The following is a 23,959-nucleotide window of genomic DNA, read 5'->3' as shown; positions in this document are numbered from 1 at the left end:
CAATACATCTGCATGGATTTTGAGTCTTTGGGACAGCGCGGAAAAACATGGCGGATGAACGACTTCTACGCGACCCGTTGCAGCGCGAAGCAGCCGTGAAGGCCGCGCGGCCGGAAGCGCCGGCGCGGACCTTCATCCATCTGCGCGTGCATTCGGCCTATTCGCTGCTCGAAGGCGCGCTTCAGCTCGGTGCGATCGTCGGCCATGCGGTCAAGGACGAGGCGCCGGCGATCGCGGTCACCGACACCAACAATTTGTTCGGCGCGCTCGAATTCGCCCAGAAGGCGGTCAAGGACGGTGTCCAGCCGATCATCGGCTGCCAGGTCGACCTCGCCTTTTCCGGCGAGGCGAGCGACGGCCAGCGTGACCGCCGCCGCAACGGGCCGGAAATGTCGCCGGTCGTGCTGATCGCCGCCAGCGAGGACGGCTACCGCAATCTGGTCAGGCTGATCAGCAAGGTTTATCTGGAGACGCCGCCCGGCGAGCCGGTGCATCTGACCAGCGCGCAACTGGAGGGGCGGTGCGACGGGCTGATCTGTCTGACCGGCGGCCCGCGCGGTCCGATCGGCAGCGCGCTCAAGGCCGACCGGCGCGACCTCGCCGAACAGCGGCTGCTGTTCCTCAAGGGCCTGTTCGGCGACAGGCTTTATGTCGAGCTGGAGCGGGTCGCCGGCTACGACCGGATGGTCGAAAAGTCGACGGTCGACCTGGCCTACACACACGACCTGCCGCTGGTCGCCACCAACGAGGCGTTCTTCTCCAAGCGCGAGGACTATGAAGCGCATGACGCGCTGATTGCGATCGCCGAAGGCTCGGTGGTAGCCGCGGACAATCGCCGGCGGCTTTCGCCGGACAATTTCCTGCGCACTCAGGCGGACATGGCGCGGCTTTTCTCCGATCTACCGGAAGCGATCGACAACACGGTCGAGATCGCGATGCGCTGTTCCTATTATCCCAAGAATCGCAGCCCGATCCTGCCGCGCTTCACCGGCGCCGACGCCGCCGACAAGGACGCCGCCGAGAAGGCCGAGGCTGCGGAGCTTGCCCGTCAGGCGCGAGAGGGTTTGGAAAAGCGCCTTGCGGCGCATGGGCCGACGCCCGGCTACACGGTCGAGCAATATCGCGAACGGCTCGAATTCGAGCTCGGCATCATCGAGAGGATGAAGTTTCCCGGCTACTTCCTGATCGTTGCCGACTTCATCAAATGGGCCAAGTCGCAAGGCATTCCGGTTGGCCCGGGGCGCGGTTCGGGCGCCGGCTCGCTGGTCGCCTATTCCACCACCATCACCGATATCGACCCGCTGCGTTTCTCGCTGCTGTTCGAGCGCTTCCTCAACCCGGACCGCGTGTCGATGCCGGACTTCGACATCGACTTCTGCCAGGACCGGCGCGAAGAGGTCATCCGCTACGTCCAGCAGAAATACGGGCGCGATCAGGTCGGGCAGATCATCACCTTCGGTACGCTGCAGGCGCGTGCCGTGCTGCGCGACGTCGGCCGCGTGCTGCAGATGCCTTACGGCCAGGTGGACAAGCTATCCAAGATGGTGCCGCAGAACCCGGCCAATCCGGTCAAGCTGGCGGATGCCATCGCCAATGAGCCGCGCTTCGCCGAGGAGGCGGAGAAGGAGCCGATCGTCCAGACGCTGCTCGACACGGCGCAGAAGCTCGAAGGCCTCTATCGCCACGCCTCGACGCATGCCGCCGGTATCGTCATCGGCGACCGTCCGCTGTCCGAGCTGGTGCCGATGTATCGCGATCCGCGCTCGGACATGCCGGTCACCCAGTTCAACATGAAATATGTCGAGCAGGCCGGGCTGGTGAAGTTCGACTTCCTCGGCCTGAAGACGCTGACGGTGCTGGAAACGGCGGTGAAGCTCATCCGCCGTCGCGGCGTCGATATCGACCTCGCCCGTATTCCGCTCGACGACAAAGAGACTTACTCGATGCTGTCGCGCGGCGAGGTGGTCGGCGTGTTCCAGGTTGAAAGTGCCGGCATGCGCAAGGCGCTGATAGGCATGCGGCCGGACTGCATCGAGGACATCATCGCGCTGGTGGCGCTCTACCGCCCCGGCCCGATGGAAAACATCCCGACCTACAACGCCAGAAAGCACGGCGAGGAGGAGTTGGCCTCGATCCACCCCAAGATCGACCATCTGGTGAAGGAAACCCAAGGCGTCATCGTCTACCAGGAACAGGTGATGCAGATCGCGCAGGAGCTTGCCGGCTACTCGCTCGGCGAAGCCGATCTGCTGCGCCGCGCCATGGGCAAGAAGATCCGCGCCGAGATGGACAAGCAGCGCGAGCGCTTCGTCTCCGGCGCGGTCGAGCGCGGCGTCTCCAAGCCGCAGGCCGACTTCATCTTCGACCTGTTGGCCAAATTCGCCGACTACGGCTTCAACAAGTCGCACGCCGCGGCCTACGCGGTCGTCTCCTATCAGACCGCCTATCTCAAGGCACATTACCCGGTCGAGTTCCTGGCCGCGTCGATGACGCTCGACATGAGCAACACCGACAAGCTGGCCGATTTCCGCCAGGACGCCATGCGCCTCGGCATCGAGGTGGTGGCGCCATCGGTGATGACCAGCTTCCGCCCGTTCGAAGTGGGCGAGAACAAGATCTTCTATTCGCTGGCGGCGCTGAAAGGCGTCGGCGACGCGGCGGTCGAGCACATCGTCGAGGTGCGCGGCGAGAAGCCGTTCAAGAACCTTGCCGATTTCTGCGAGCGGGTCGATCCGAAGATCGTCGGAAAGCGCGTCTTCGAAAGCCTGATCATGGCCGGCGCGCTGGATTGCTTCGGCCACGACCGCGCCCAGATGATGGCCGGCGTCGAGCGCATGATGGGCCTCGCCTCGCTGGCGCAGCAGAACGCCATATCCGGCCAGGCCGACATTTTCGGCGCCTCGCTCGGCAGCCAGTCGCAGGCGCTCAACCTGCCGGCGACCGATCCGTGGCTTGCCGCGGACCGGCTGCATCGCGAGTTCCAAGTGGTGGGCTTCTATCTCTCGGCGCATCCGCTGGACGAGTACAAGGCCGCGCTGCAGAAGATGCGGGTGCAGAACTGGGCGGAGTTTTCCGCGGCGGTCAAGCGCGGCGCCGCCGCAGGGCGGCTCGCCGGCACCGTCACCACCAAGCAGGAGCGCAAGACCCGCACCGGCAACAAGATGGGCGTGGTGCAGTTTTCCGACACGACGGGCCAGTATGAGGCGGTGCTGTTCTCCGAGGGGCTGGCGCAGTATCGCGATATGCTGGAGCCCGGGCGATCGGTGGTGATCACCGTTTCGGCCGAAGACCGGCCGGAGGGCATCAACTTGCGCATCCAGACCGTGCAATCGCTGGAGGATGAGGCGAGCCGCATTCAGAAGGCGCTGCGCATCTTCGTGCGCGACGCGGCACCCCTCGGCACGCTGGCCAACCAGCTTTCGGTCAAGGGCGAAGGGCAGGTGAGCTTCGTGCTGATCAAGGACGCGGGGCAGGGCGAGATCGAGATCGAGCTGCCCAATCGCTACCGCATCTCGCCGCAGGTGGCATCGGCGATGCGCGCGGTGCCTGGCGTGGTCGAGGTCGAGCTGGTTTAGCCTGGAGCAATCCCGGAACGTGTGAGCGATTGGGCTCGGCGACTTCGCTGTAACCTTCCGTGCGAAATTGCTTAAAAACAAGGAGATAGAGTGGTTCGCCGTTTCCGTGAAACAGTGAAACGCTCTAAGGGGTTGCCGCTTCCGCTTCGGCAACCCGCGGCGTCTTCTTCTGCAGGTTGAGCAGGTTGCCGGCAAGAATCAGGGCCGCGCCGCCGGCGGTGAAGGCGTCGATCTGCTCATGATAGAGCAGCCAGCCGACCAGCGCCGTCAGCGGCACGCGCAGGAAATCCATCGGCGAGATGATCGTGGCGTCTGCGTGGGTGAGCGCGCGGGCCAGGCAGAAATGCGATGACATGCCGGTGAAGGCGATGACGAAAATCCATGGCCAGAGCTCTGGAGAGGGAGTGCGCCAGCTGTAGAGAGCCGGGATCAAGCCAACCACCGACTGGATGATCAGCATCCAGAAGATGATGCGCACCACGCTTTCGGTCTTGGTCATCGACTTCACCAGCACCATCGAAATGCCGAAGCAGACCGCGGCGCCGAGCACGACGAGGTGTCCGGGATCCATCGAGCCGGCGCTGGGGCGTACGATGATCACCACGCCGATCAAGCCAAGCACGATCGCCGTCAGTTTTGACCGGGACAGTCTTTCCCCCAGGAAACTGACCGCGAGAATCGCCGTCCAAATCGGCGTCGTGAACTCGATCGAGATCAGCACGGCGAGCGGGATGAGCGTCAGCGCATAGAGCCACGCGGCCTGGCCGGTGTAGTGGATGACGTTGCGGGCGATGTGAGCGAAGGGGCGTCCTGTGCGCATTGCGGCAAAACCGCCGTTCATCACCACCAGCGGCAAAAGGATGAAGAAACCGATCACCGAACGCAGTTCCAGCACCTGGAACACGTTGAGCTCGGCCGTCGTCTCGCGGCCGGCAACCGACATCGCCAGCATCGAGGTGATTGACAGAGCCATCCAGAATGCGGCTTTTGGGATCGAGGGAGCGGGCGCCATTTGGGCGCCTATGTCGCAAGCCTGGACCCTGGCCGCAACCGTTAGTGGCGTCATTCCACTGGGCCAGCCAACAGGGATGTCAAAAAACCGTCATGGCGACGGCGGAACCTTGCGGCCGCGGCGCCCGTTAAGTCGACGTTTCCCGCCTTCCTTTGGAAGGTGCGGCCAAACCCATGTCATACTTTTCCTGGAATTGTCTTAGCGATCGCGAGAGGGGAACGCCTTGATGAAATCGACCGCCGCCGTGCTGGCCGCCGCCTGCCTTTTCTGCTCGACAGGCGCGCATGCCGACGAGGCGGCTTTCCTGCGTTCGCTGCAGGGAAAGTTTTCCGGCAAGGGAACGGTGAGAATCAGGACCAACACGCCGGTGATGAACATCAATTGCACCTTCACCTCGGACGCGACGGCGAACTCGCTGTCGCTTGACGGCACCTGCCGCGCGCTGCTGATCATGTCGCGCGAAATCCGCGCCGACCTGAAGGTCAGCGATGGGAACTACACCGGCACCTATATCGGTTCGCGCAGCGGACCCGCGGGGCTCAGCGGAAGCCGCAAGGGCGACGCGATCAATCTCGACATCCATTGGGCGAAGATCGTCAATGGCGATCGCGACGCGGAGCTGACGGTCGAGAAGGTCGGGCCGGACAACATGCGCATGACGGTGACCGATATGGATCCGGCAACCGGCAAGATGGTCGTGACGAGCCGTATCGACCTGAAGCGCAGCTGATGCTTCATTCTTCGAGCGGCTCGGGCGGATTGGCGGCGCGGCCCTTGCCGAATGTATAACCGGTCTCGACGGCTTTCCTGCCGAACTTGTCGCGCAACGTGTCCATCGCGCCTTCCGCCAGCGCGCGCTTGCGCGATTGCAAGTCGACCAGATCGGGCGGATCGGCCTTTTCGTCGTCGGAGAGGTCGCTGACGCCGATGCCGAGCAGGCGGAATTTGGTGCCGTCGGTCTCGCGGCGCAGCAGGTCGAGTCCGGTCTGGAAGATGCGGTCGGCCAGCCGCGTCGGATCGCCGAGCTGGCGGTTGCGGGTACGCGTCTTGAAATCCTGCGTCTTGAGCTTGAGCACCACGGTGCGCCCGGCGATGCCGGATTTCTTCAGCCGGGCCGAGACCTTTTCCGACAGGCCGCGCAGCACCGGCACCAGCTCTGCCAGGGCGGCGATGTCGGTGTCGAAGGTGGTCTCGGCCGACACGCTCTTGGCATCGCCGTCGGGATCGACCGGGCGATCGTCCTCGCCGCGCGATAGCCGATAGAGCCGGTCGCCCATCGCGCCGTAGCGGCGCATCAGGTCGCCGCGTTCCATGCGCTGCAGTTGCGCGATCATGCGGATGCCGTCGCGCTCCAGCGTCGCGGCCAGCGCCTTGCCGACGCCCCAGATCATCGTCACCGGCTGCGCGGCGAGGAAGCTCGGCGCCTCGGCCTCGCCGATCACCGAAAAGCCGCGCGGCTTGCGGAAATCCGAGGCGATCTTGGCCAGGAACTTGCAGTAGGAGAGGCCGGCCGAAACGGTGATGCCGAGTTCCCTTTCCACCGTCTGCGCGAAGCGCGCCAGCACCAGCGCCGGCGGCATGCCGTGCAGCCGCTCGGTGCCGGCAAGATCGAGAAACGCCTCGTCGATCGACAGCGGCTCGACCTGCGGCGTCAACGCCAACATGAGCGCGCGCACCTGGCGGCCGACGCTCACGTATTTCTCCATGTTGGGCGGAATCACCACCGCTTCCGGGCAGAGTTCCAGCGCCTTGAACATCGGCATGGCCGAGCGAACGCCTTGGATGCGGGCGATGTAGCAGGCGGTGGAGACCACGCCGCGCCGGCCGCCGCCGACGATGACCGGCCTGTCCTTCAGCGCGGGATTGTCGCGCTTTTCGATCGCCGCGTAGAAGGCGTCGCAATCGATATGGGCGATCTTGAGCCGGTAGAGCTCGGCGTGGCAGACGAGGCGCGGGCTGCCGCAGCGATCGCAGCGACGCGTCTGCGAGCGCTGGAGCGCCAGGCAGTCACGGCAAAAACCGTGTTCGGGATTGTTGACAGGAACCGCCATCGCTGCGAACATAAAGAGAACAAACGCAATGGTACGACAGCGCAGGGCCGGCAACAAGCTCGGCCTGGGGAGAACGCATGAGCACGACCATAGCACCGCTGACCCCTGAGCTTTGGCTCGATTTCGAAGACCTGTTCGGCAAGCAGGGCGCCTGTTACGGCTGCTGGTGCACGCATTTCCGGCTGGCGCCGGCGGAGCGCCGCGCCAGCGACAAGGAGCGCAACAAGGACCTTATCAAGGCGCGCATCGAGGCGGGTCCGCCGCCGGGCCTTCTCGCCTTCGAGGACGGCAAGGCCGTCGGCTGGATGCAGGTCGGCCCGCGCGCCGACGTGCCCGAATGGAACAACCAAGGCAGAGGCTCGGCGCCGGTCGATCCTGCCGACGCCGGCGACCCGAACGTCTGGGCGATCTCGTGCTTCTTCATCCGCGCCAAGGCGAGGGGCCGCGGCATCACGCATCGTCTCGTCGAGGGCGGCATCGCCTTCGCCCGCGAGAACGGCGCCAGGCTGCTCGAAGCCTGTCCGATCGACCTGTCGCGCGATTCGCGTTCGATCGGGCTTTTCGTCGGCTCCTCGCGCGTGTTCGAGAAGGCCGGTTTCGAGAGGCTTGTGGAACGCAAGCCCGGCCGGCCGCTGATGCGGCTGGTGCTTTAGCCGGATGCGCTTTTGGCCTACAGTCGGCGTCTTGCGGCTGTAACGCTTCTTGCCTACCAGAAGCGCAAATCATTCTTCCGGGACGACGGAGAACCAACGTGAAGCGTATTTTGCCACTTGCCTTTGCCCTCGTGCTCAGCGTGCCCGCCTTTGCCCAGACCGTCGACAACCAGGGCGCCAAAGAGCTGTCCGACAATCTGGCGCGCTATTTCGGCAAGCAGGCCTTCGACAAAGGTGTGCTCAAGGTTTCCGTCGAGGGCGACGCCTATAAGATTGCGCTCGACATAAAGGCGCTCGTCAATGCGCTGCCGGAGCAGAAGCTCCTGAAATTCGACATGGCGCCATACGCGCTGCGGGTGAAGCCGCGCAGCGACGGATCATGGGATGTTTCGTCGAATTTCTCGCAGGGCGCGTCCTTCGAATTCAATGGGCCGCAGGGCCGTCAGAGCGTGGACTTCACGATCAAGGACGGCAAGTTGACCAGCGTCTACGATCCCGCCCTTGCGGCCTTCACCAACGCGACCAGCTCATTGGCCGGGATGACCATGACGTCGCGGGAAGCCAAGCAGCAGGCCGATGTCTCGACCGGCGCCGGCACGGCCACCGTGACAGCGACCAAGTCCGCCAATGGCGGCGTCGACTTCACGGCCACGCAAAAGGTCGCGGACTTCGTCGAGACGATCAAGGTGAACGATCCCGACAACGGGATGAATTTTCTGCTCACCTTGAAAACGCCGGAACTTTCGGTGGATGCAAACGGCAAAGGCGTGCGGACGAAGCCGCTGCTCGACCTGCTCGCTTTTGCCGTGGCCAATGAAGACGAGGCCAAGCTCAAGGCGAACCAGGCCGAGCTCAAATCGCTGATGCTGGCCGCGCTGCCGATCTGGCAACGGGTCGACGGCAACTACGGCTTCAAGGACTTTATTGTGGAAAGCCCTATCGGCGAATTCGGGGCGAAGCAATTCAGCACCGCATTCGGCATGGACGGCGTCTCTCAGAACGGCAAGGTCGATTACACGATCAAGGCCTCTGGGTTGACGATCCCGCACCAGACCCTGCCTGAATGGACGGTGCCGCTGTTGCCCACGGATATCGACCTGAACTTCGGCGGCGCCAATATCGATCTCGATACGATGGCGAAAAAAGCGATCGAAGCCTTTGATCTCAATAAGAATCCGCCACTGTCGGATGAATTCGGCAAGGCTCTGGTCGCCGATTTCAAGGCCAAGAATCCGAAGGTCGTCATCGGACACAGCACGCTGAAGAACGGCGACATCGAGCTCGCGATGGAAGGCGAGATGACGTTTCCCGGAGAGAAACCGGATGCAACCTTGACCGTCGATGTCGCTGGCTATGACAAGATCGTCGATGCTCTGAAGGAAGGCGCCAAGAGCGATGAGCAGATGGCGCAGGCCTTCCCGTTTGCCTTGGCCGTCAAAGGCTTCGGCAGGACGCTGCCGGACGGCCGCCTGGAATGGGTGATCAACACCAAGGCCGACGGATCCGTGGCGGTCAACGGCGCCATGCTGAAGGGGCCGGATGAAGTCCAGGACGACAATTCGGGCGGCGATGACGGCTCGAACGGAACGGACAATTCCACCAGGAGCGACGATTCGGGCGATGGTGACAATGGCGGCGGCGACAATGGCGGGGCTGGCGCAAAGCTGCAGCCCTGAGCGCTTGCGCTAACTAAAGCCCGAGCGCGGCCGCGATCTTGGGCGCCGCCTCACGCCAATCCTCGACCGAGATGATGTCTTGCGGCGTCGGCGGCAGGAAGGCGCGCAGCGAGTTGTCGGCCATCAGATGGAAAAGATGGGCGTCCGCCACGGAGTTGCGCGCCGAGAGCAGGTTGGAGGGCTGGTCGTCGACGAAGGCGACCGGCCGGCCTTTAAGACCGCGCAGCTTGGCAATGGCAGGCCCCTTGGCCATCTCGGTCGTCAGCAGCGGATAGTCGAGCCCCAGCGCATCGAGATGCGTGCGGCGCACGGCACGGTGCTTGTGCGGCATGGCGGTCAGCATGACGATCTCGGCGCCTTGTCCAAGCATCGCCAGGGCGTCCGCCGCGCCCTCGGTGATGCTTTGCCAATCCGCCTGGGTGTCGAAGAAATCGCCGAGCAGCGCCGTCACTTCCGGCTGTTCGATCAGCCGTCCCGTTGCGGTTTCGGCGATGTTGCCGGTCAATCGGAAGGAATTCAGCGTCAGCCCGAAGCCGCGCGTTTTCAGGAAATGCGGGAAGGGCCGGACGAACTCGAGCACGACATCGTCGACGTCGAGCACCAGCAGCGGCCGGTCGTCGGCGGCAAGTTCTTCGATCTGCCGCGCCGTCTCGGGATCGTCGCTCATGTCGAACGTTCGTGGTCGTCGTTGCCGAGCGGGAGCGCGCGCAATGCCTTGCCGACCGCGGCCGGCGGCGTGCCGGTCTCCTCGGCGAAGCGCAGCAGCGTCGGCTCGTGAGCCAGAATGAATTGCAGGACGCCGGCGAGGAAGCCAGGCTCCGCGGCGGCCCTGCGGATCGAGTTCGCCTCGATGCCGGTAATTGCGAGGAAGCGCGGCAGAAGTTCCGGATCGGCGGCGACGAAGCCCAAAGCCTTGACGGCAATGGTTTCCGCTTCCTCGCGCATTGACGCTGCGTTCGCCATCATTACCTTTGGAATGGTGGATTTTTTCGAGTCTCCTTCCGCAGTAACGGCAAGCGTCGCTTGCGGCAAGCCTCCGCTCTCTCCCGTACAACGTCCGAAGGTGGAAATTGGTGCAGCTTTCCAACCTCCGGTTTCCGTTTCGTCAATCATATTGGGCTAGAGTGGAAAAGGGTTGGGTGCGGTCTGAAGGGGACGCATTGCGACGGTCTTCGGCTTCGAGGGCGGTCGGGACGGGAAACTGATGGCTAAGAAGGTCATGATCGTCGAGGACAATGAGCTCAACATGAAGCTCTTTCGGGACCTCATCGAAGCCAGCGGTTACGAGACGGTCCGCACACGCAACGGGCTGGAGGCGCTGGATCTCGCGCGCCAGCACCGGCCGGATCTCATTCTGATGGACATCCAACTGCCCGAAGTCTCCGGCCTGGAAGTGACCAAATGGCTGAAGGAAGACGACGAGCTGCATTCGATTCCGGTAATCGCCGTCACCGCTTTCGCCATGAAGGGCGATGAGGAGCGCATCCGCCAGGGCGGCTGCGAGGCCTATATCTCCAAGCCGATCTCGGTACCGCGCTTCATCGAGACGATCAAATCCTATCTGGGCGACGCCTGATGCCCGAGACCAGCAGAACCGGAGTTTTTTGACATGACAGCGCGGATCCTCGTCGTCGACGATATCCCCGCCAATGTGCGGCTGCTGGAGGTTCGGCTGCTGGCCGAGTATTTCGAGGTGCTGACGGCCAATAACGGTCCGGATGCGATCGAGACCTGCGAGAACGGCAAGGTCGATGTCGTGTTGCTCGACGTGATGATGCCCGACATGGACGGGTTCGAGGTGTGCAGACGCCTGAAGAGCGATCCGGCGACCTCGCATATCCCCGTCGTCATGATCACCGCGCTCGATCAGGTGTCGGACCGCGTGCGCGGCCTCGAGGCGGGCGCCGACGATTTCCTGACCAAGCCGGTCAATGACCTGCAGCTGATGACGCGCGTGAAGAGCCTCGTCAGGCTGAAATCGCTGACCGACGAGCTTAGGCTGCGCGCATCGACCACGCGCAATATCGGCATCGAAGAGCTTCTGAGCCGCGATTTCGCGACCGGAGACGCGAAGCCGAGAGTGCTTCTCATCGACGAGCGCAAATCTTCCGTTGAACGCATCCAGAAGATGCTGCGCAACAGCGCCGAGCTCGATGTCGCGACCGATCCGAACGCGGGCTTCTTCCAAGCTGCCGAGACGCCGTATGAATGCGTGCTGATCTCGACTGCCTTCTCCGACTTCGATGCGCTGAGACTCTGCTCGCAGCTGCGTTCGCTGGACCGCACCCGCTTCCTGCCGATCATGCTGCTCGCCGACGAGGGAGAGGAGGGCCGCATCCTGCGCGGCCTGGAACTCGGCATCAACGACTACCTGATCCGACCGATCGACCAACACGAGCTGACGGCGCGCCTGCGCACGCAGGTGCGGCGCAAACGCTATAACGACCAGTTGCGCGCCAGTGTCGCCCAGACCATCGAGATGGCTGTGATCGACGGGCTGACCGGGCTGCATAACCGGCGTTACCTCGACAGCCATCTGCAGACGCTGTTCGATCGCGCCGTGGCGCGGCGGCGGCCGCTGTCGGTGATGATCACCGATCTCGATCGCTTCAAGTCGATCAACGACACGTATGGCCATGACGGCGGCGACGATGTTCTGCGCGAATTCGCCAGGCGGCTGCGCAAGAATGTGCGCGGCATCGATCTCGCCTGCCGGTTCGGCGGGGAGGAGTTCGTCGTGGTGATGCCGGATACCGACGGCGCGGTCGCCGAGAAGGTCGCCGAGCGCATCCGCGCCGAGATCGCGCAGGCGCCGTTTGCGGTCGGCAATGACGGCAAGGCGATCGAAGTCACGGTCAGCGTCGGCGTGTCCTCGCTGCTGAAAGGGACCGACAGCGTCGCCGCCCTGATGAAGCGCGCCGACCTTGCGCTCTACGAAGCCAAAAGCGGCGGCCGCAACCGGGTCGTCGCCAAGGCTGCCTGAAGCGCTTCGCGATCTTTCAGGGTTTGCTCATACGCTTTGTATTTCAACCTCGCGCATGTCTTTGCCCCGAAACCGGTTCCCACTTTCGGGAGAGATGCTTGGGAATGGCGTCGATTCCCGGCGGTCCGAACAAGGTTACAAATTTACCTTAACCCAAGCGATTCGCGAGCGGTGGTTAAGAAATGGTTGATTTTTATAAGGTCTTGCGCAAATCTGCGACCCATAGACAGAAGACGTGGCCGGCACGAGGGTAGACTAGCCGGCTCGATCCAAAAATACCCCATGATGCTCAGGTCCGCCGCATCTCCTGGGTCCGTGGGGTCGGCCGGCCGGCGCTGGCACATAGTGGCCTCCTCGTACCGCTGCCAAACGCCGACCGGCCCCCTTTTCTACACAACCACCATCGGAACCTTGCACTGAGCATGACGCAATTCGTGCCGGAGGACCGTGCCGGACTTTCCTGGAATTTGTTCCAAAAACAAAAACGCCGCCCAAAGGGCGGCGTTTTGATTTCTCGGGATAACCAGATTACTTGATCTTGGTTTCCTTGAATTCGACGTGCTTCTTGGCGATCGGATCGTACTTGCGGAACGAGAGCTTGTCCGTCTTGGTACGGCTGTTCTTGCTGGTCACGTAGAAGAACCCGGTGTCGGCGGTCGACAGAAGCTTGATCTTGATGTTTGCGGCTTTGGCCATGATGTTCGTCCGTTAATGTTCGTGGAGTTTTGGCCGCTGGAGCACGGGGAAAACACCCGGACGCGGGAAACTTGGCGCGACACATAAAGAACGCGCCCGGAAAGTCAAGCCCGGGCGCCTTTTTCGCCTAATTTCGGCATGGCCGGGTTCACCGCCTCAGGCGCTATGCTCGACCAACTGCCCCTGCTTTTTCCAGTCTCCCGTCGTGTTCCACCAGCGGTTCGGATTGGCGCGGTCATCCAGGCCCTTGGAGCGGCTGGCGAGCAGCGGCTGGATGCGGATGACGGGCTCCTGGTAGGAATGGGCCTGGAATATCGCCTCGACGACACGGGCGGCGAGCGCCTGGTCGTCGGCGATCTCGAACGAAACTTCGACGGTGCCGGGCCGCCGGCGCAGTTCCGTCTCGGCGCCGGCTGCGGCGCCTTCGAGCGGACGGTAGCGCTCGATGCCTTGCGCCGACTGAAAGGCGTTGGCGTCATACTTGCCCATGCGCAGCGGCGTGATCGCCACCACGGCCTCCATGATGCGTTCGACATCGGCGGCCGGCGCCTGGAATGTGACGAGCAGAAGCAGTTCCATCCTGAGGGATTTGGTTTCAAAGCCGCTATCGATCATCGCAATTCTCCTACCTCGCGTTGGAGGCAGGGTATAGCAGGGGTGCTGCTGACACGGTGATGTCAGGATGCCTGACGTTCAGGGCATCCGTCCAAAGCGCTTCGCGCTGAAACGGGTCCAGGCGACGCGCTCTAGGTCTTTGTTCTGATGCATGGCGTTGTCCGAGAACGGCTGCGCGCTCCTGGTCGACAGGCATTAGAGAATCTTGCGCACCAGCCGGACCAGGACCAGAAGCATGTAGGCGGCGAAAAAGATCGCCAGCGACCAGCCGAAGCCCGAGGGGCCGAAGGCGTCCATGCCGATGCCGATCGCCTGCGGGCCGATCACCATCCCGACCCCGTAGCAAAGCACGAAGGCGGCATTTGCCGATGCCAGCTCATGGCCGGAAAGCTGTGAGCCGAGATGGGCAAGGCCGATCGTGTACATGGCGGCGACGACGCCGCCCCAGACGAACAGAAGGGCGGCCATCAGATGCCAGTTCTGCGCGAAGAACGGCATGAAGACGGTGCCGACGAGGCCGACGGTGGCGCAGGCCAGAAGCAGGTAGCGGCGGTCCGAGACACGGTCGCTGATCATGCCGATCGGGATCTGCAGAAGCACGTTGCCGAGCCCGATCATGGTCAGCAGAAGTGCTGCGTCGGCCTCGGAATAGCCGATCCGGCTGCCATAGACGGGGAACAGCGAGAAACCACCGGTCTCGACCGCGCCGAAGACAAGAACGGCGAAGGTCGCGGTCGGCACCAGCCAGATGTAGCGCAGGAAGTGGCTGGTCTCGCTCTCGGCGACGATGGTCGGGCTCTCGTTGCGGGCCGCAAGAACCGGAATGGCGGCAAGCGTCACCAGCGCTATGGTGACGCCGAATGGCAGGAAGCCGGAACTGCCGAGATGGGCGAACAGCCAAGGTCCGGCGGCAAAGCCGAGCGACAAAACGGTGGCGTAGATGCCGAGCACAAGGCCGCGGCGGTTCGGCGGGGCGGAGGTGCTGATCCAGAATTCAGACAGGATGAACAGCACCGTCAGCGAGATGTGCAGGGCGACGCGGAGCGGAAACCACATCCAGAAATCCGGCGCGAAATGGAAGCCGACGAAGGCAAGCGCGCCGATGGCGATCATCAGCAGCATGGTCCAGGCGACGCCGAGCCGCATGGCGAGCGGCGTGGCCAGAGGCGCACCGGCGATCGAGGCGAGGCCGGCGACGGCGGTGTTGAGACCGATCATCGAAGCGGAATGGCCGCGGCTTTCCAGAATGACGCTGAGCAGCGGCATGCCGAGGCCGATGGCGATGCCGACGACGCTGATCGAGGAGATCGCCGCGACCATCGGCAGCCAGTGTACGCGTTCGTCGCCCTGTTGTTGGGTATCGACCGTCATGGGATCAAAATGCTCTGCTTCTAAAGGACTTCGCGGACAAAGCGGTTGCGGACGAGCCGGAAGAACGGCACGGTGCCGCCCGGCCGCAGCAAGGGATCGTCGGCAAGCCGACTTTCCAGTTCTTCCAGGATCATGCCGGTGATGTCAGGAATGTCGGCCTTGCGGGCATCGGCAAGCGGCAGCCAGACGAGTTCCTCCAGCTCGTTTGTCGGCCCGCCGCCAGGCAATTCCACGGCAACGTCGTGGCGCCAGGCGCTGAAGAAACGCGTGTCGAAACGGCGCACGCGATTGGGAGGGGTGATGGCGCGGGCGACGAAGCGGAGCACGTCCAGCGACGGGATCACGCCATGTTCGGCGAAACCCTTCCAGTCACGCTTCGCGGTCGCGAAGGCGCCCTTGCGGCCGATCAGCAGGCCGGCTTCCTCATAGGTTTCGCGAATCGCCGACACGGCGATTGCCCGCGCCCGCGCCGCGCTGGCGCGACCGGGGCCGGCGACCAGCTTTTTCTCTTCCTCGCCGCGCAGAGGCGCGGCGACGGGAATGCGGCTGTCCTCGGGGTCGGTGCGGCCGCCGGGAAAGACGAATTTCCCGGGCATGAAGGCGTGCCTGGCATGGCGCCTGCCCATCAGCACCAGGACGTCCTTGTCCCGGCGATCGAGCAGAATGAGGGTCGCGGCATCACGCGGACGCAATGCCCGGCCGCTGCGCACGGCCAGGCCCTTATCGAGCTTGTCGACATCCGCCTTGGTCATTCCTTCCATGCGCCCGACCTAGCGGAAACTTCCTTGATGGGAAAGTGGCTTGCGCGTCGAGGCCTTTGAACCAGGGCGGACAGCGGCGCAACCTTGCTTATGGATGGCCCTCGAATTCGTCCTTCTCGTCGCCGAAGCCGTGCATATAAAGCGCCCATTGCAGGCCGATGACGGCGCCCTTGACCGGCTGCAAAAGCGCGAGCGCGAGAATGATGGTCAACGGTACCCAGATCAGCGCATGCTGCAAGTTCGACAGCGTGGTGGTCGCCTCCACCGCCATGAAGGCGCCAACCACGATGTGGCCGACAATGACGATGACCAAATAGGCGGGCAGGTCGTCCGCGCGATGATGATGGATCTCCTCGCCACAGACGCTGCACTTGTCGACGGTCTTGGTGAAGGCGTAAAACAGCTTGCCTTCGCCGCAACGTGGGCAACGGCCGAGCAGGCCGCGCTTGATCGCCGTCCACAGCGGACGGGCGACACGGCCGGAGTGATGCTCGCCGCCAAAAACCTGTTTTTCTGCCTGGAAGTTACTTGGCATTACCGTCTCCTGCCGCGCGGACCGACGCGCGATTGCGACGCGCGGGCACGGCCTTTGGCCTTATGGAACGACCGCCTCGAGCCGGGCAGGGGCTTCGGGTCGGTCAGCATCTCGAAACGCATCGCGCCGGCCATCGGCGCGACCTCGACCAGCCGGACTTCGACGCGGTCGGCAAGCTGATAGCCTTTGCCGGTGCGTTCCCCGTACAGCGATCGGGCAGTTTCGTCGTAGATATAGTAGTCGCCGCCCAGAGTTGACACCGGGATAAAGCCGTCGGCCCCGTACTGCGGCAATTGGACAAAGAGGCCCGCCTTGGTAACGCCGGAGATGCGGGCGTCGAACGTGTCGTTGACGCGCTCGGCGAGATAGGCGGCGATCAGCCGGTCGACCGTATCGCGCTCGGCGGCCATGGCGCGCCGTTCCGTGGCCGAGATAAGGGCGGCGACCTCTTCCAGCCGGTCAGCCTCCTGCTGCGTCAGGCCGCCTGGCCCAAGTCCAAGCGCCGAGATCAGCCCACGGTGCACGATCAGATCGGCATAGCGGCGGATCGGCGAGGTGAAATGCGCGTAGCGCCTGAGGTTGAGGCCGAAATGGCCGATGTTCTTCGGCGAGTACTCAGCCTGGCTTTGCGAGCGCAGCACCACTTCGTTGACCAGCGCCTCGTTGTCGGCGCCGCGCACCCGTTCGAGAATGCCGTTGAATTGGCTCGGCCGCATCTGCGCGCCGCGCGCAAGGGACAGGCTGAGCGTGTGCAGGAACTCGCGCAGCGATTCCTGCTTGGCGAGCGACGGCGCGTCATGGATGCGATAGACGAGGGGCTCCTTCTTGCCCTCCAGGGTCTCGGCGGCCGAGACATTGGCCTGGATCATGAACTCCTCGATGAGCTTATGCGCGTCGAGGCGATCCGGCACGACCACGCGGTCGACCGTGCCGTCCGCTTTGAGCAGGATCTTGCGCTCCGGTAGATCGAGCTCCAGCGGCTGGCGGGCGTCACGGCCGCGTTTCAGCACGGCATAAGCGTCCCAGAGCGGTTTCAGGACGCTTTCGAGAAGCGGCCGCGTCTTGTCGTCGGGCTCGCCGTCGATCGCGGCCTGCGCCTGCGGATAGGCGAGCTTGGCCGCCGATTTCATCATGACGCGGTGGAAGGAATGCCTGAGCTTGCGGCCTTCGGAGGAAAAGGTCATACGCACTGCGATGGCCGGCCGGTCCTCGCCCTCGCGCAGCGAGCAGAGGTCGTTCGAGATGCGTTCGGGCAGCATCGGCACGACGCGATCCGGGAAATAAACCGAATTGCCGCGCTTCAACGCCTCGCGATCGAGCGGTTTTCCATAGCGCACATAGGCCGCGACGTCGGCGATGGCCACGGTGACGACGACACCGCCGGGATTCTTCTCGTCCGCGTCGGGCGTGGCGAAGACGGCGTCGTCATGGTCCTTGGCGTCGGCCGGATCGATGGTCACCAGCGGCAGGTCGCGCCAGTCCTCGCGATGATCGAGCGTCGCCGGCTTCACCGCATCGGCCTCGGCGATCACGTCCGCCGGAAAGACATGGGGGATGTCATGCGCGTGGATGGCGATCATCGAGACCGCCTTCTCGCTGCTCAAGGATCCCAGCACCGCCAGCACTTTTGCCCTGGGCAATCCGTAACGGGAGGCTCGCGCCGGCTCGACCTCGACGAGGTCGCCGTTTTTCGCGCCGTTCTGGAATTCCTTGTCGACGATCAGCTCCGGCTGACGCCGTTCGACCGGCTCGATGCGGAACGTGCCGTCCTTCAGCACGCGGAAGACGCCGAGCACCGCGTCGCTGCGCTTCTCGAAGATCTTCATCACCCGCCCGGTATAGGCAGGGCCTGACGGATCGTCGGTCGGGAAGGTTTTCGCGAGCACGCGGTCGCCGATGCCGGGCACGGGGCCGCTGGCACCGCGCGAAATGCGGATGGCAATGACGGGCGGAGAACCGGCGCCGGTATATTCGCTCGGATTGGCCAGGAGCACGCCATCGTCGTCGCGGCCGAAAATATCGAGCACGGCGACGTGCGGCACAGCGCCGGCGCGGGTAAGGCGCTTGCGCTCCTTCGTCAGCAGACCCTCATCCTGCAGATCGCGCAACATGTCCTTCAGCCAGACGCGATCCTGGCCGCGCAACGCGAAGGCCTTGGCGATCTCGCGTTTGCCGGAGCGGTCGGGATTTTCGGCGATGTAGCGCAGGATCTCGTCACGCGAAGGCCGATAATCGTCCTTGACCACCTTGGCCCTCGTGTCGGCGTGGCGCGGATCGCCGTGGCTTCTTCCGGAGATCCTGCGCGCCACGTCCTGCTACCCCTTCTTCGCCGCCCTGCGGAAGGGCTTCTTGCCGCCTCCGCCCTTGGCTTCCTTTTCCGCGATCAGGGCGAGCGCCTCTTCCATCGTCACCGACTGCGGGTCCTTGCCCTTGGGCAGCGTCGCATTGACCTTGCCGTAATTGACGTAAGGACCGTAGCGGCCGTCGCGGACGACGATCTTGCCGCCGCCGTCGGGATGGTCGCCAAGCTCTTTCAGCGCCGCCGGCGTGGCGCCGTTACGGCCGCCCTTGCCCTTCTGCTGCTTCTCGGCGATCACCGAGACGGCGCGGTTCAGGCCGATCGAGAACACGTCCTCGATGCTCTCCAGATTGGCATAGGTGCCGTCATGCAGCACGAACGGGCCGTAGCGCCCGAGGCCGGCCGAGATCATCTTGCCGGTCTCCGGGTGCTTGCCGACGTCGCGGGGCAGGGCCAGCAGCGCCAGCGCCTTTTCGTGATCGATCGACTCGGCCGTCCAGCCCTTGGGCAGGCTCGAGCGCTTGGCGTCCTTGCCTTCGCCGCGCTGGATATAGGGGCCGAAGCGGCCGCTCCTCAGCGTGATTTCCTCGGCCGTGTAAGGATCCTTGCCGAGCAGCTTGACGCCGTCCTCGCCATTGCCGTTCTCGCCATTGGGATTGGCGGCGTCGCCGAGCTGGCGGGTGTAGGAGCATTCCGGATAATTCGAGCAGCCGACGAAGGCGCCGAACTTACCGAGCTTCAAAGAGAGATTGCCGGTGCCGCATTTCGGGCAGATGCGCGGATTGGAGCCGTCCTCGCGTTCCGGGAAGACCAACGGTGCAAGCTCTTCGTTGAGCGCATCGAGCACGTCGGCGACGCGCAGTTCCTTGATGTCGTCGACGGCGCCAGAGAAATCCTTCCAGAAGTCGCGCAGGACGTCCTTCCAGGCGAGCTTGCCGTCGGAAATCTCGTCGAGCTTCTCCTCGAGCGAGGCGGTGAAGTCATATTCGACGTAGCGCTCGAAGAAGCTTTCGAGGAAGGCCGAGAGCAGCCGGCCCTTGGCCTGCGGCACCAGCTTGCGGCGGTCGATGGTGACGTAGTCGCGGTCCTCGAGCGTCTTCAGGATCGCGGTGTAGGTCGACGGACGGCCGATGCCGAGCTCCTCCAGCTTCTTGATCAGCGAGGCCTCGGAATAGCGCGGCGGCGGCTCGGTCGTGTGCTGGGTGGCGTTGATCGCCTGGCGGGCAAGCTGCTCGCCGGAGCGGATCTCGGGCAGGCGGCGGCTCTCCTCGTCCTCCGCGTCCTCGTCCTTCTGGTCGGTATAGGCGGCGATGAAGCCGTCGAAGCGAATGACCGAGCCGATCGCGCGAAGCTCCGCAGTGCGGGCGCCGTTGACCGCCTCGATCTCGACCGTGGTGCGCTCGATCTCCGCCGGCTGCATCTGGCTGGCGATGGCGCGCTTCCAGATCAGTTCGTAGAGACGGGCCTGGTCGGCATCGAGATATTGCCGCACCGAAGCCGGCGTGCGCTTGAAATCGGTCGGGCGGATCGCCTCGTGGGCTTCCTGGGCGTTCTTGGCCTTGGTGGTGTAGAAACGCGGCTTTTCCGGCAGGTATTTCGCGCCGAATTCGCTGACGATGGCGTTGCGGGCAGCCTCGATCGCCTCGGGCGCCATCTGCACGCCGTCGGTTCGCATATAGGTGATAAGGCCGGCGGTCTCGCCGCCGACATCCATGCCCTCATAGAGCTTTTGCGCCACCTGCATGGTGCGGTTGGCCGAGAAGCCGAGCCGCGAGGAGGCAGCCTGCTGCAGGGTCGAGGTGGTGAAGGGCGGGCCGGGATTGCGCTTGGTGGGCTTGGCCTCGACCGACAGCGCCTTGAAGGTCGCGCCTTCCAGCATCGCCTTGATGTCGTCGGCCTGCGCCTTGTTGGCAATGTCGAGCTTCTGCAGCTTCTTGCCGGCATAGGCGGTGAGCCGCGCCTCAAAGCTGTCGTTGCGCGGCGTGTCGAGGATGGCTGCGATCTGCCAGTATTCCTCGCGGATGAAGCGCTCGATCTCGGATTCGCGGTCGCAGACGAGGCGCAGCGCCACCGACTGCACGCGGCCGGCGGAACGGGCGCCCGGCAGCTTGCGCCACAGCACCGGCGACAGCGTGAAGCCGACGAGATAGTCGAGCGCGCGGCGGGCGAGATAGGCGTCGACCAGCGGCGCGTCGATCTGGCGCGGATTGGCCATCGCGTCGAGCACCGAGGCCTTGGTGATGGCGTTGAAGACGACGCGGCTGACCGGCTTGTCCTTCAGCGCGCGCTTCTGCTTCAGCACTTCCAGCACATGCCAGGAAATGGCCTCGCCCTCGCGATCCGGGTCGGTGGCGAGGATCAGGCCGTCGGCATCCTTGACCGCCTTGGCGATGTCGGCGAGGCGCTTGCCGGACGCGGTGTCGACCGACCAGGACATGGCAAAGTCCTCGTCGGGCCGCACCGAGCCGTCCTTGGCCGGCAGATCGCGGACATGGCCGAACGAAGCCAGGACCTTATAGTTCTTGCCCAGATACTTGTTGATTGTCTTCGCCTTGGCCGGCGATTCGACGACGACGACGTCCATGAGGTCTCTTAATCAGCTGTGAGGTGGCGGAAGAGCTCCGCGACGCACGACGAAATCCCACTCTTTTCGTCGCTCACATGGCCGTGCTTTTGCAATCGGTCAAGGGGACGCGGCCAATTTGGGAAGCGGCCATCGGCGATACACTCTTAGAGTGTATGGCAAAGATCACATTTTTTGGGAGACGGAGGCATGCGCGCCCCGAGCCGGGCGGACGACCGGTAAAGACGACCGGCTGCCGGATCGAGGATCCCGGCAGCCAAAGTGCTCAACAGCGTGAGTTCAATCAGCCTTGACCACGTGCCAGGCGCCGGCGACGCCTTCGCCGGTCATGTCGCCAGCCTTCTTATCCTTGACGAAGGTATAGACCGGCTTGCCGTCATAGGCCCACATGTGGGTGCCGTCCTTGCGCTTGACGACAGACCATTCGCCTTCGGCCTTCGCGCTCGCCTTGGCTTTCAGCGGCGGCCAGTTGGCGGCGCATTTGTCGTAGCAATTCGACTTGCCCTTCTCGTCCTTGTCGAAGGTGTAAAGCGTCATACCCTTGGCGTCGGTGTAGATCTTGGTGCCGCCGACTTCGGCTTCCTTCCAGGCTTCGGCGGCCTGGGACGCGGCGGTGCCGAGTAGAAAGGCGGCAAACCCGAGTGCGATCGATTTCATAACGAATCTCCCTGAGGACGAGCACGCGGCAATCGCGCGCTCATCCCGAACAACGCGTTGGAGAGCCTCTTTCTTCCTGCGGCGAAGTGGCGACGTGCCACACAATGGTGATTGGCAGGGGCGTGCCCGCGCCGCTATATCGACGCCAGCACAATCGGGATTCATCGGATGGCATTGGACATCGGCTATGTCAGCGCGGTCGGGGCAGGGGCGATCTCGTTCCTGTCGCCTTGCGTGCTGCCGCTGGTGCCGCCCTATCTCTGCTACATGGCCGGCGTCTCGGTCGATGATTTCCGCGGCAATGCCGGCATCACGGCGCGCGAGGGCACGCGCGGCGCGCTGCTCTATGCCTCCCTGGCCTTCGTGCTCGGCTTCTCCACCGTCTTCGTCGCGCTCGGCGCCGGCGCCTCGACCATCGGCCGCTTGCTGCGCGTCTGGCAGGAACCGCTGGCGATGGCGGCGGGCGCGCTGATCATCGTGATGGGCCTCAACTTCCTCGGCATCCTGCGCATCCCGCTTTTGTCGCGCGAGGCGCGTTTCCAGTCGCAGGGCAAGCCGGCCAACATGGTTGCAGCCTATGTCATGGGGCTGGCATTCGCCTTCGGCTGGACGCCCTGCATCGGCCCCGTGCTGGGACCGATCCTGACACTGGCGGGCGGGCGCGAAACGGTGGGCGAGGGCGCGCTGCTGCTTGCCGCCTATTCGCTCGGCCTCGGCATTCCGTTCCTGATCGCGGCGCTTTTCTCCGGGGCCTTCATGCGCTTTCTCGGCAAGTTCCGCGTCCATCTCGGCCGCGTCGAGAAGGGGATCGGCGCGCTACTGGTCGTCGCCGGCGTGTTTTTCCTCACCGGCGGGGTGCAAAGCGCGTCCTACTGGCTCTTAGAGAATTTTCCGGTTCTGGGAAGGCTGGGGTGACCTTCCCGCCTATGAGTCGGACCGAACTATGGAACCCGCTGATTAAGAGTCAGCTGCTCTGCCGTCTCACCGGAATTTAACCGCATTGGTGCAGCATCACGCGGCTGCTAGCATGTGTTGATTCAAACCTTTTCATACGGTCATCCATCCATGAGCCAGAGATCCTGCCTGTCCGTCATTCTCGCCGCCGGCGAGGGCACGCGCATGAAAAGCGCCATGCCCAAGGTGCTGCACGCCATTGCGGGCCTGCCGATGGTGGCCCATGTCGTGAAGGCAGCCGAGGCTGCCGGGGCGACGGGCCTAGCGCTGGTGATCGGCCACGGCCCAGACGAGATGCGCAAGGCGGCGCAGAAATTCGCGCCAAAGGCGGAGACTTTCGTCCAGGAGAAGCGGCTCGGCACCGCGCATGCCGTTCTTGCCGCTCGCGAAGCAATATCAAAGGGTTACGACGACATCCTCGTCATGTTCGGCGATACGCCTCTGATCGATGCGCAAGCGCTGGCCGCCGCGCGGCAGAAGTTGGCGGAGGGCGCCGCCGTGGCTGTCATCGGCTTTCGTCCGCCCAATCCGGCCGGCTATGGCCGTTTGATCGAGAAAGATGGGCACTTGGTCGCTGTGCGCGAAGAAAAAGACTGCTCCGACGAGGAGAAGAAAATCGGCTTCTGCAATGCCGGCATGATGGCGGTCGCGGGCAAGCATGCGCTTCGGCTGCTCGACAAGGTCGGCAACAAGAACGCCAAGGGCGAATTCTATCTCACCGACATCGTCGAGATCGCCGGCGCTGAGGGCCTCGACGTGGTGGCTACGGAGGCGAGCTTCGAAAATGCGCTCGGAATCAACAACCGGGCCGAGCTTGCCGAGGCGGAAGCCATCTGGCAGGCGCGCCGGCGGCGCGAGGCGATGCTGTCTGGGGTGACGCTGATCGCGCCCGAAACCGTCTATTTCTCGCACGATACCGAAATCGGCGCCGACACGATCGTCGAGCCGAATGTCTGGTTCGGGCCGGGCGTAAGGATTGCCTCGGGCGCCAAGATCCATGCCTTCAGCCATATCGAGGGCGCAACGATCGCGTCCAATTGCGACGTCGGGCCGTTCGCGCGGCTCAGGCCCGGCGCGGATCTTCGAAACAAGGCAAAGGTCGGCAATTTCTGCGAGGTCAAGCAGGCGACGATTGAGGAGGGCGCCAAGGTCAACCACCTGACCTATATCGGCGACGCGCGCGTGGGTGCCGCCGCCAATATCGGCGCCGGCACCATCACCTGCAATTACGACGGGTACTCGAAATTCTTCACCGATATCGGCGAGGGCGCCTTTGTCGGCTCGAATTCCTCGCTGGTGGCGCCGGTCTCGATCGGCAAGGGCGGCTACATCGCTTCCGGCAGCGTAATCACCGAAAGCGTGCCCGACGACGCGCTGGCCTTCGGCCGGGCCCGCCAGAAGACGATCCCCGGCAAGGGCAAGGAGTTGCGCGAGCGCTTCGCCTCGGCCGCCGCGGCCAGGAAGAAGGCTGCGGCGGAATAGCGAGCAGGGACTGAGGATCAGGAACAACAGTGGCAGCGCTGGCCGCGTCTCACCC

The 23,959-nt window shown here is 64.0% G+C and carries 20 protein-coding genes; 8 read left to right on the top strand and 12 right to left on the bottom strand.

Annotation, left to right across the window (positions count from 1 at the left end):
- The first annotated feature begins 47 nt into the window (after positions 1–47).
- Complete coding sequence (gene dnaE, locus MJ8_RS19065) at positions 48–3,575, top strand: DNA polymerase III subunit alpha (RefSeq protein ID WP_201410337.1); 3,528 nt, start codon at positions 48–50, stop codon at positions 3,573–3,575.
- A 124-nt stretch (positions 3,576–3,699) separates the two neighbouring features.
- On the opposite strand, the gene MJ8_RS19060 is transcribed toward dnaE, so the two are convergent.
- Positions 3,700–4,587 (bottom strand): DMT family transporter, encoded by an 888-nt coding sequence (locus MJ8_RS19060; protein WP_201410336.1) that lies wholly within the window; start codon positions 4,585–4,587, stop codon positions 3,700–3,702.
- Between the two features lie 226 nt (positions 4,588–4,813).
- Between MJ8_RS19060 and MJ8_RS19055 the strand changes: the two genes are divergently transcribed.
- Entirely contained in the window at positions 4,814–5,317 is a 504-nt protein-coding gene (locus MJ8_RS19055; RefSeq protein WP_201410335.1) for a hypothetical protein, read from the top strand.
- A gap of 4 nt (positions 5,318–5,321) precedes the next feature.
- Here MJ8_RS19055 and MJ8_RS19050 read toward each other — a convergent pair whose 3' ends face one another.
- Complete coding sequence (locus MJ8_RS19050; RefSeq protein ID WP_201410334.1) at positions 5,322–6,650, bottom strand: DNA polymerase IV; 1,329 nt, start codon at positions 6,648–6,650, stop codon at positions 5,322–5,324.
- Between the two features lie 65 nt (positions 6,651–6,715).
- Between MJ8_RS19050 and MJ8_RS19045 the strand changes: the two genes are divergently transcribed.
- Positions 6,716–7,291, top strand: coding sequence for a GNAT family N-acetyltransferase (locus tag MJ8_RS19045; protein WP_201410333.1), 576 nt, complete (start codon positions 6,716–6,718; stop codon positions 7,289–7,291).
- A gap of 98 nt (positions 7,292–7,389) precedes the next feature.
- Positions 7,390–8,967, top strand: coding sequence for a hypothetical protein (locus tag MJ8_RS19040; protein WP_201410332.1), 1,578 nt, complete (start codon positions 7,390–7,392; stop codon positions 8,965–8,967).
- A gap of 13 nt (positions 8,968–8,980) precedes the next feature.
- Here the strand turns inward: MJ8_RS19040 and MJ8_RS19035 are convergent, their stop codons facing one another.
- Both MJ8_RS19035 and MJ8_RS19030 read right to left on the bottom strand, forming a co-directional pair.
- Entirely contained in the window at positions 8,981–9,634 is a 654-nt protein-coding gene (locus MJ8_RS19035; RefSeq protein ID WP_201410331.1) for a hypothetical protein, read from the bottom strand.
- Positions 9,631–9,930: a DUF3572 domain-containing protein gene (locus MJ8_RS19030; RefSeq protein WP_040982364.1), complete on the bottom strand. Its 300-nt coding sequence runs from the start codon at positions 9,928–9,930 to the stop codon at positions 9,631–9,633. Before MJ8_RS19030 ends, MJ8_RS19035 begins: the two co-directional genes overlap by 4 nt.
- Positions 9,931–10,171: 241 nt before the next feature.
- Between MJ8_RS19030 and MJ8_RS19025 the strand changes: the two genes are divergently transcribed.
- Together MJ8_RS19025 and MJ8_RS19020 are read left to right on the top strand one after the other, a co-directional pair.
- Positions 10,172–10,543 (top strand): response regulator, encoded by a 372-nt coding sequence (locus MJ8_RS19025; RefSeq protein ID WP_027166515.1) that lies wholly within the window; start codon positions 10,172–10,174, stop codon positions 10,541–10,543.
- 33 nt (positions 10,544–10,576) lie between these two features.
- Positions 10,577–11,950, top strand: coding sequence for a PleD family two-component system response regulator (locus MJ8_RS19020; protein WP_201410330.1), 1,374 nt, complete (start codon positions 10,577–10,579; stop codon positions 11,948–11,950).
- Between the two features lie 528 nt (positions 11,951–12,478).
- Here MJ8_RS19020 and rpmG read toward each other — a convergent pair.
- The 8 genes from rpmG to MJ8_RS18980 all read right to left on the bottom strand — a co-directional run bounded on the left by rpmG (position 12,479) and on the right by MJ8_RS18980 (position 21,468).
- Complete coding sequence (gene rpmG, locus MJ8_RS19015) at positions 12,479–12,646, bottom strand: 50S ribosomal protein L33 (RefSeq protein ID WP_040995604.1); 168 nt, start codon at positions 12,644–12,646, stop codon at positions 12,479–12,481.
- 156 nt (positions 12,647–12,802) lie between these two features.
- A complete protein-coding gene (locus tag MJ8_RS19010) occupies positions 12,803–13,261 on the bottom strand; it encodes a hypothetical protein (RefSeq protein WP_201410329.1) in 459 nt (152 codons plus the stop codon).
- Positions 13,262–13,456: 195 nt separating this feature from the next.
- Positions 13,457–14,632 (bottom strand): MFS transporter, encoded by a 1,176-nt coding sequence (locus MJ8_RS19005; protein ID WP_201410328.1) that lies wholly within the window; start codon positions 14,630–14,632, stop codon positions 13,457–13,459.
- 20 nt (positions 14,633–14,652) lie between these two features.
- Complete coding sequence (locus MJ8_RS19000; protein WP_201410327.1) at positions 14,653–15,393, bottom strand: NUDIX hydrolase; 741 nt, start codon at positions 15,391–15,393, stop codon at positions 14,653–14,655.
- 88 nt (positions 15,394–15,481) lie between these two features.
- A complete protein-coding gene (locus MJ8_RS18995; RefSeq protein WP_201410326.1) occupies positions 15,482–15,928 on the bottom strand; it encodes a DUF983 domain-containing protein in 447 nt (148 codons plus the stop codon).
- Positions 15,928–18,237, bottom strand: a complete 2,310-nt coding sequence (gene rnr, locus MJ8_RS18990) for a ribonuclease R (RefSeq protein WP_201410325.1) — start codon at positions 18,235–18,237, stop codon at positions 15,928–15,930. Before rnr ends, MJ8_RS18995 begins: the two co-directional genes overlap by 1 nt.
- Before the next feature lie 6 nt (positions 18,238–18,243).
- Complete coding sequence (topA, locus tag MJ8_RS18985) at positions 18,244–20,811, bottom strand: type I DNA topoisomerase (protein WP_201410324.1); 2,568 nt, start codon at positions 20,809–20,811, stop codon at positions 18,244–18,246.
- Between the two features lie 279 nt (positions 20,812–21,090).
- Complete coding sequence (locus tag MJ8_RS18980) at positions 21,091–21,468, bottom strand: hypothetical protein (protein WP_201410323.1); 378 nt, start codon at positions 21,466–21,468, stop codon at positions 21,091–21,093.
- 168 nt (positions 21,469–21,636) lie between these two features.
- Between MJ8_RS18980 and MJ8_RS18975 the strand changes: the two genes are divergently transcribed.
- Positions 21,637–22,383: a cytochrome c biogenesis CcdA family protein gene (locus MJ8_RS18975; RefSeq protein WP_201410322.1), complete on the top strand. Its 747-nt coding sequence runs from the start codon at positions 21,637–21,639 to the stop codon at positions 22,381–22,383.
- A gap of 150 nt (positions 22,384–22,533) precedes the next feature.
- Positions 22,534–23,904, top strand: a complete 1,371-nt coding sequence (gene glmU / locus MJ8_RS18970) for a bifunctional UDP-N-acetylglucosamine diphosphorylase/glucosamine-1-phosphate N-acetyltransferase GlmU (RefSeq protein ID WP_201410321.1) — start codon at positions 22,534–22,536, stop codon at positions 23,902–23,904.
- The last annotated feature ends 55 nt before the right edge of the window (positions 23,905–23,959 follow it).

This window comes from Mesorhizobium sp. J8 (assembly GCF_016591715.1).
In the GTDB taxonomy this organism is placed as follows: Bacteria; Pseudomonadota; Alphaproteobacteria; order Rhizobiales; family Rhizobiaceae; genus Mesorhizobium.
The sequence above is the reverse complement of the archived record's forward strand: the minus strand, read 5'-3'. Positions and strand labels throughout refer to the sequence as shown.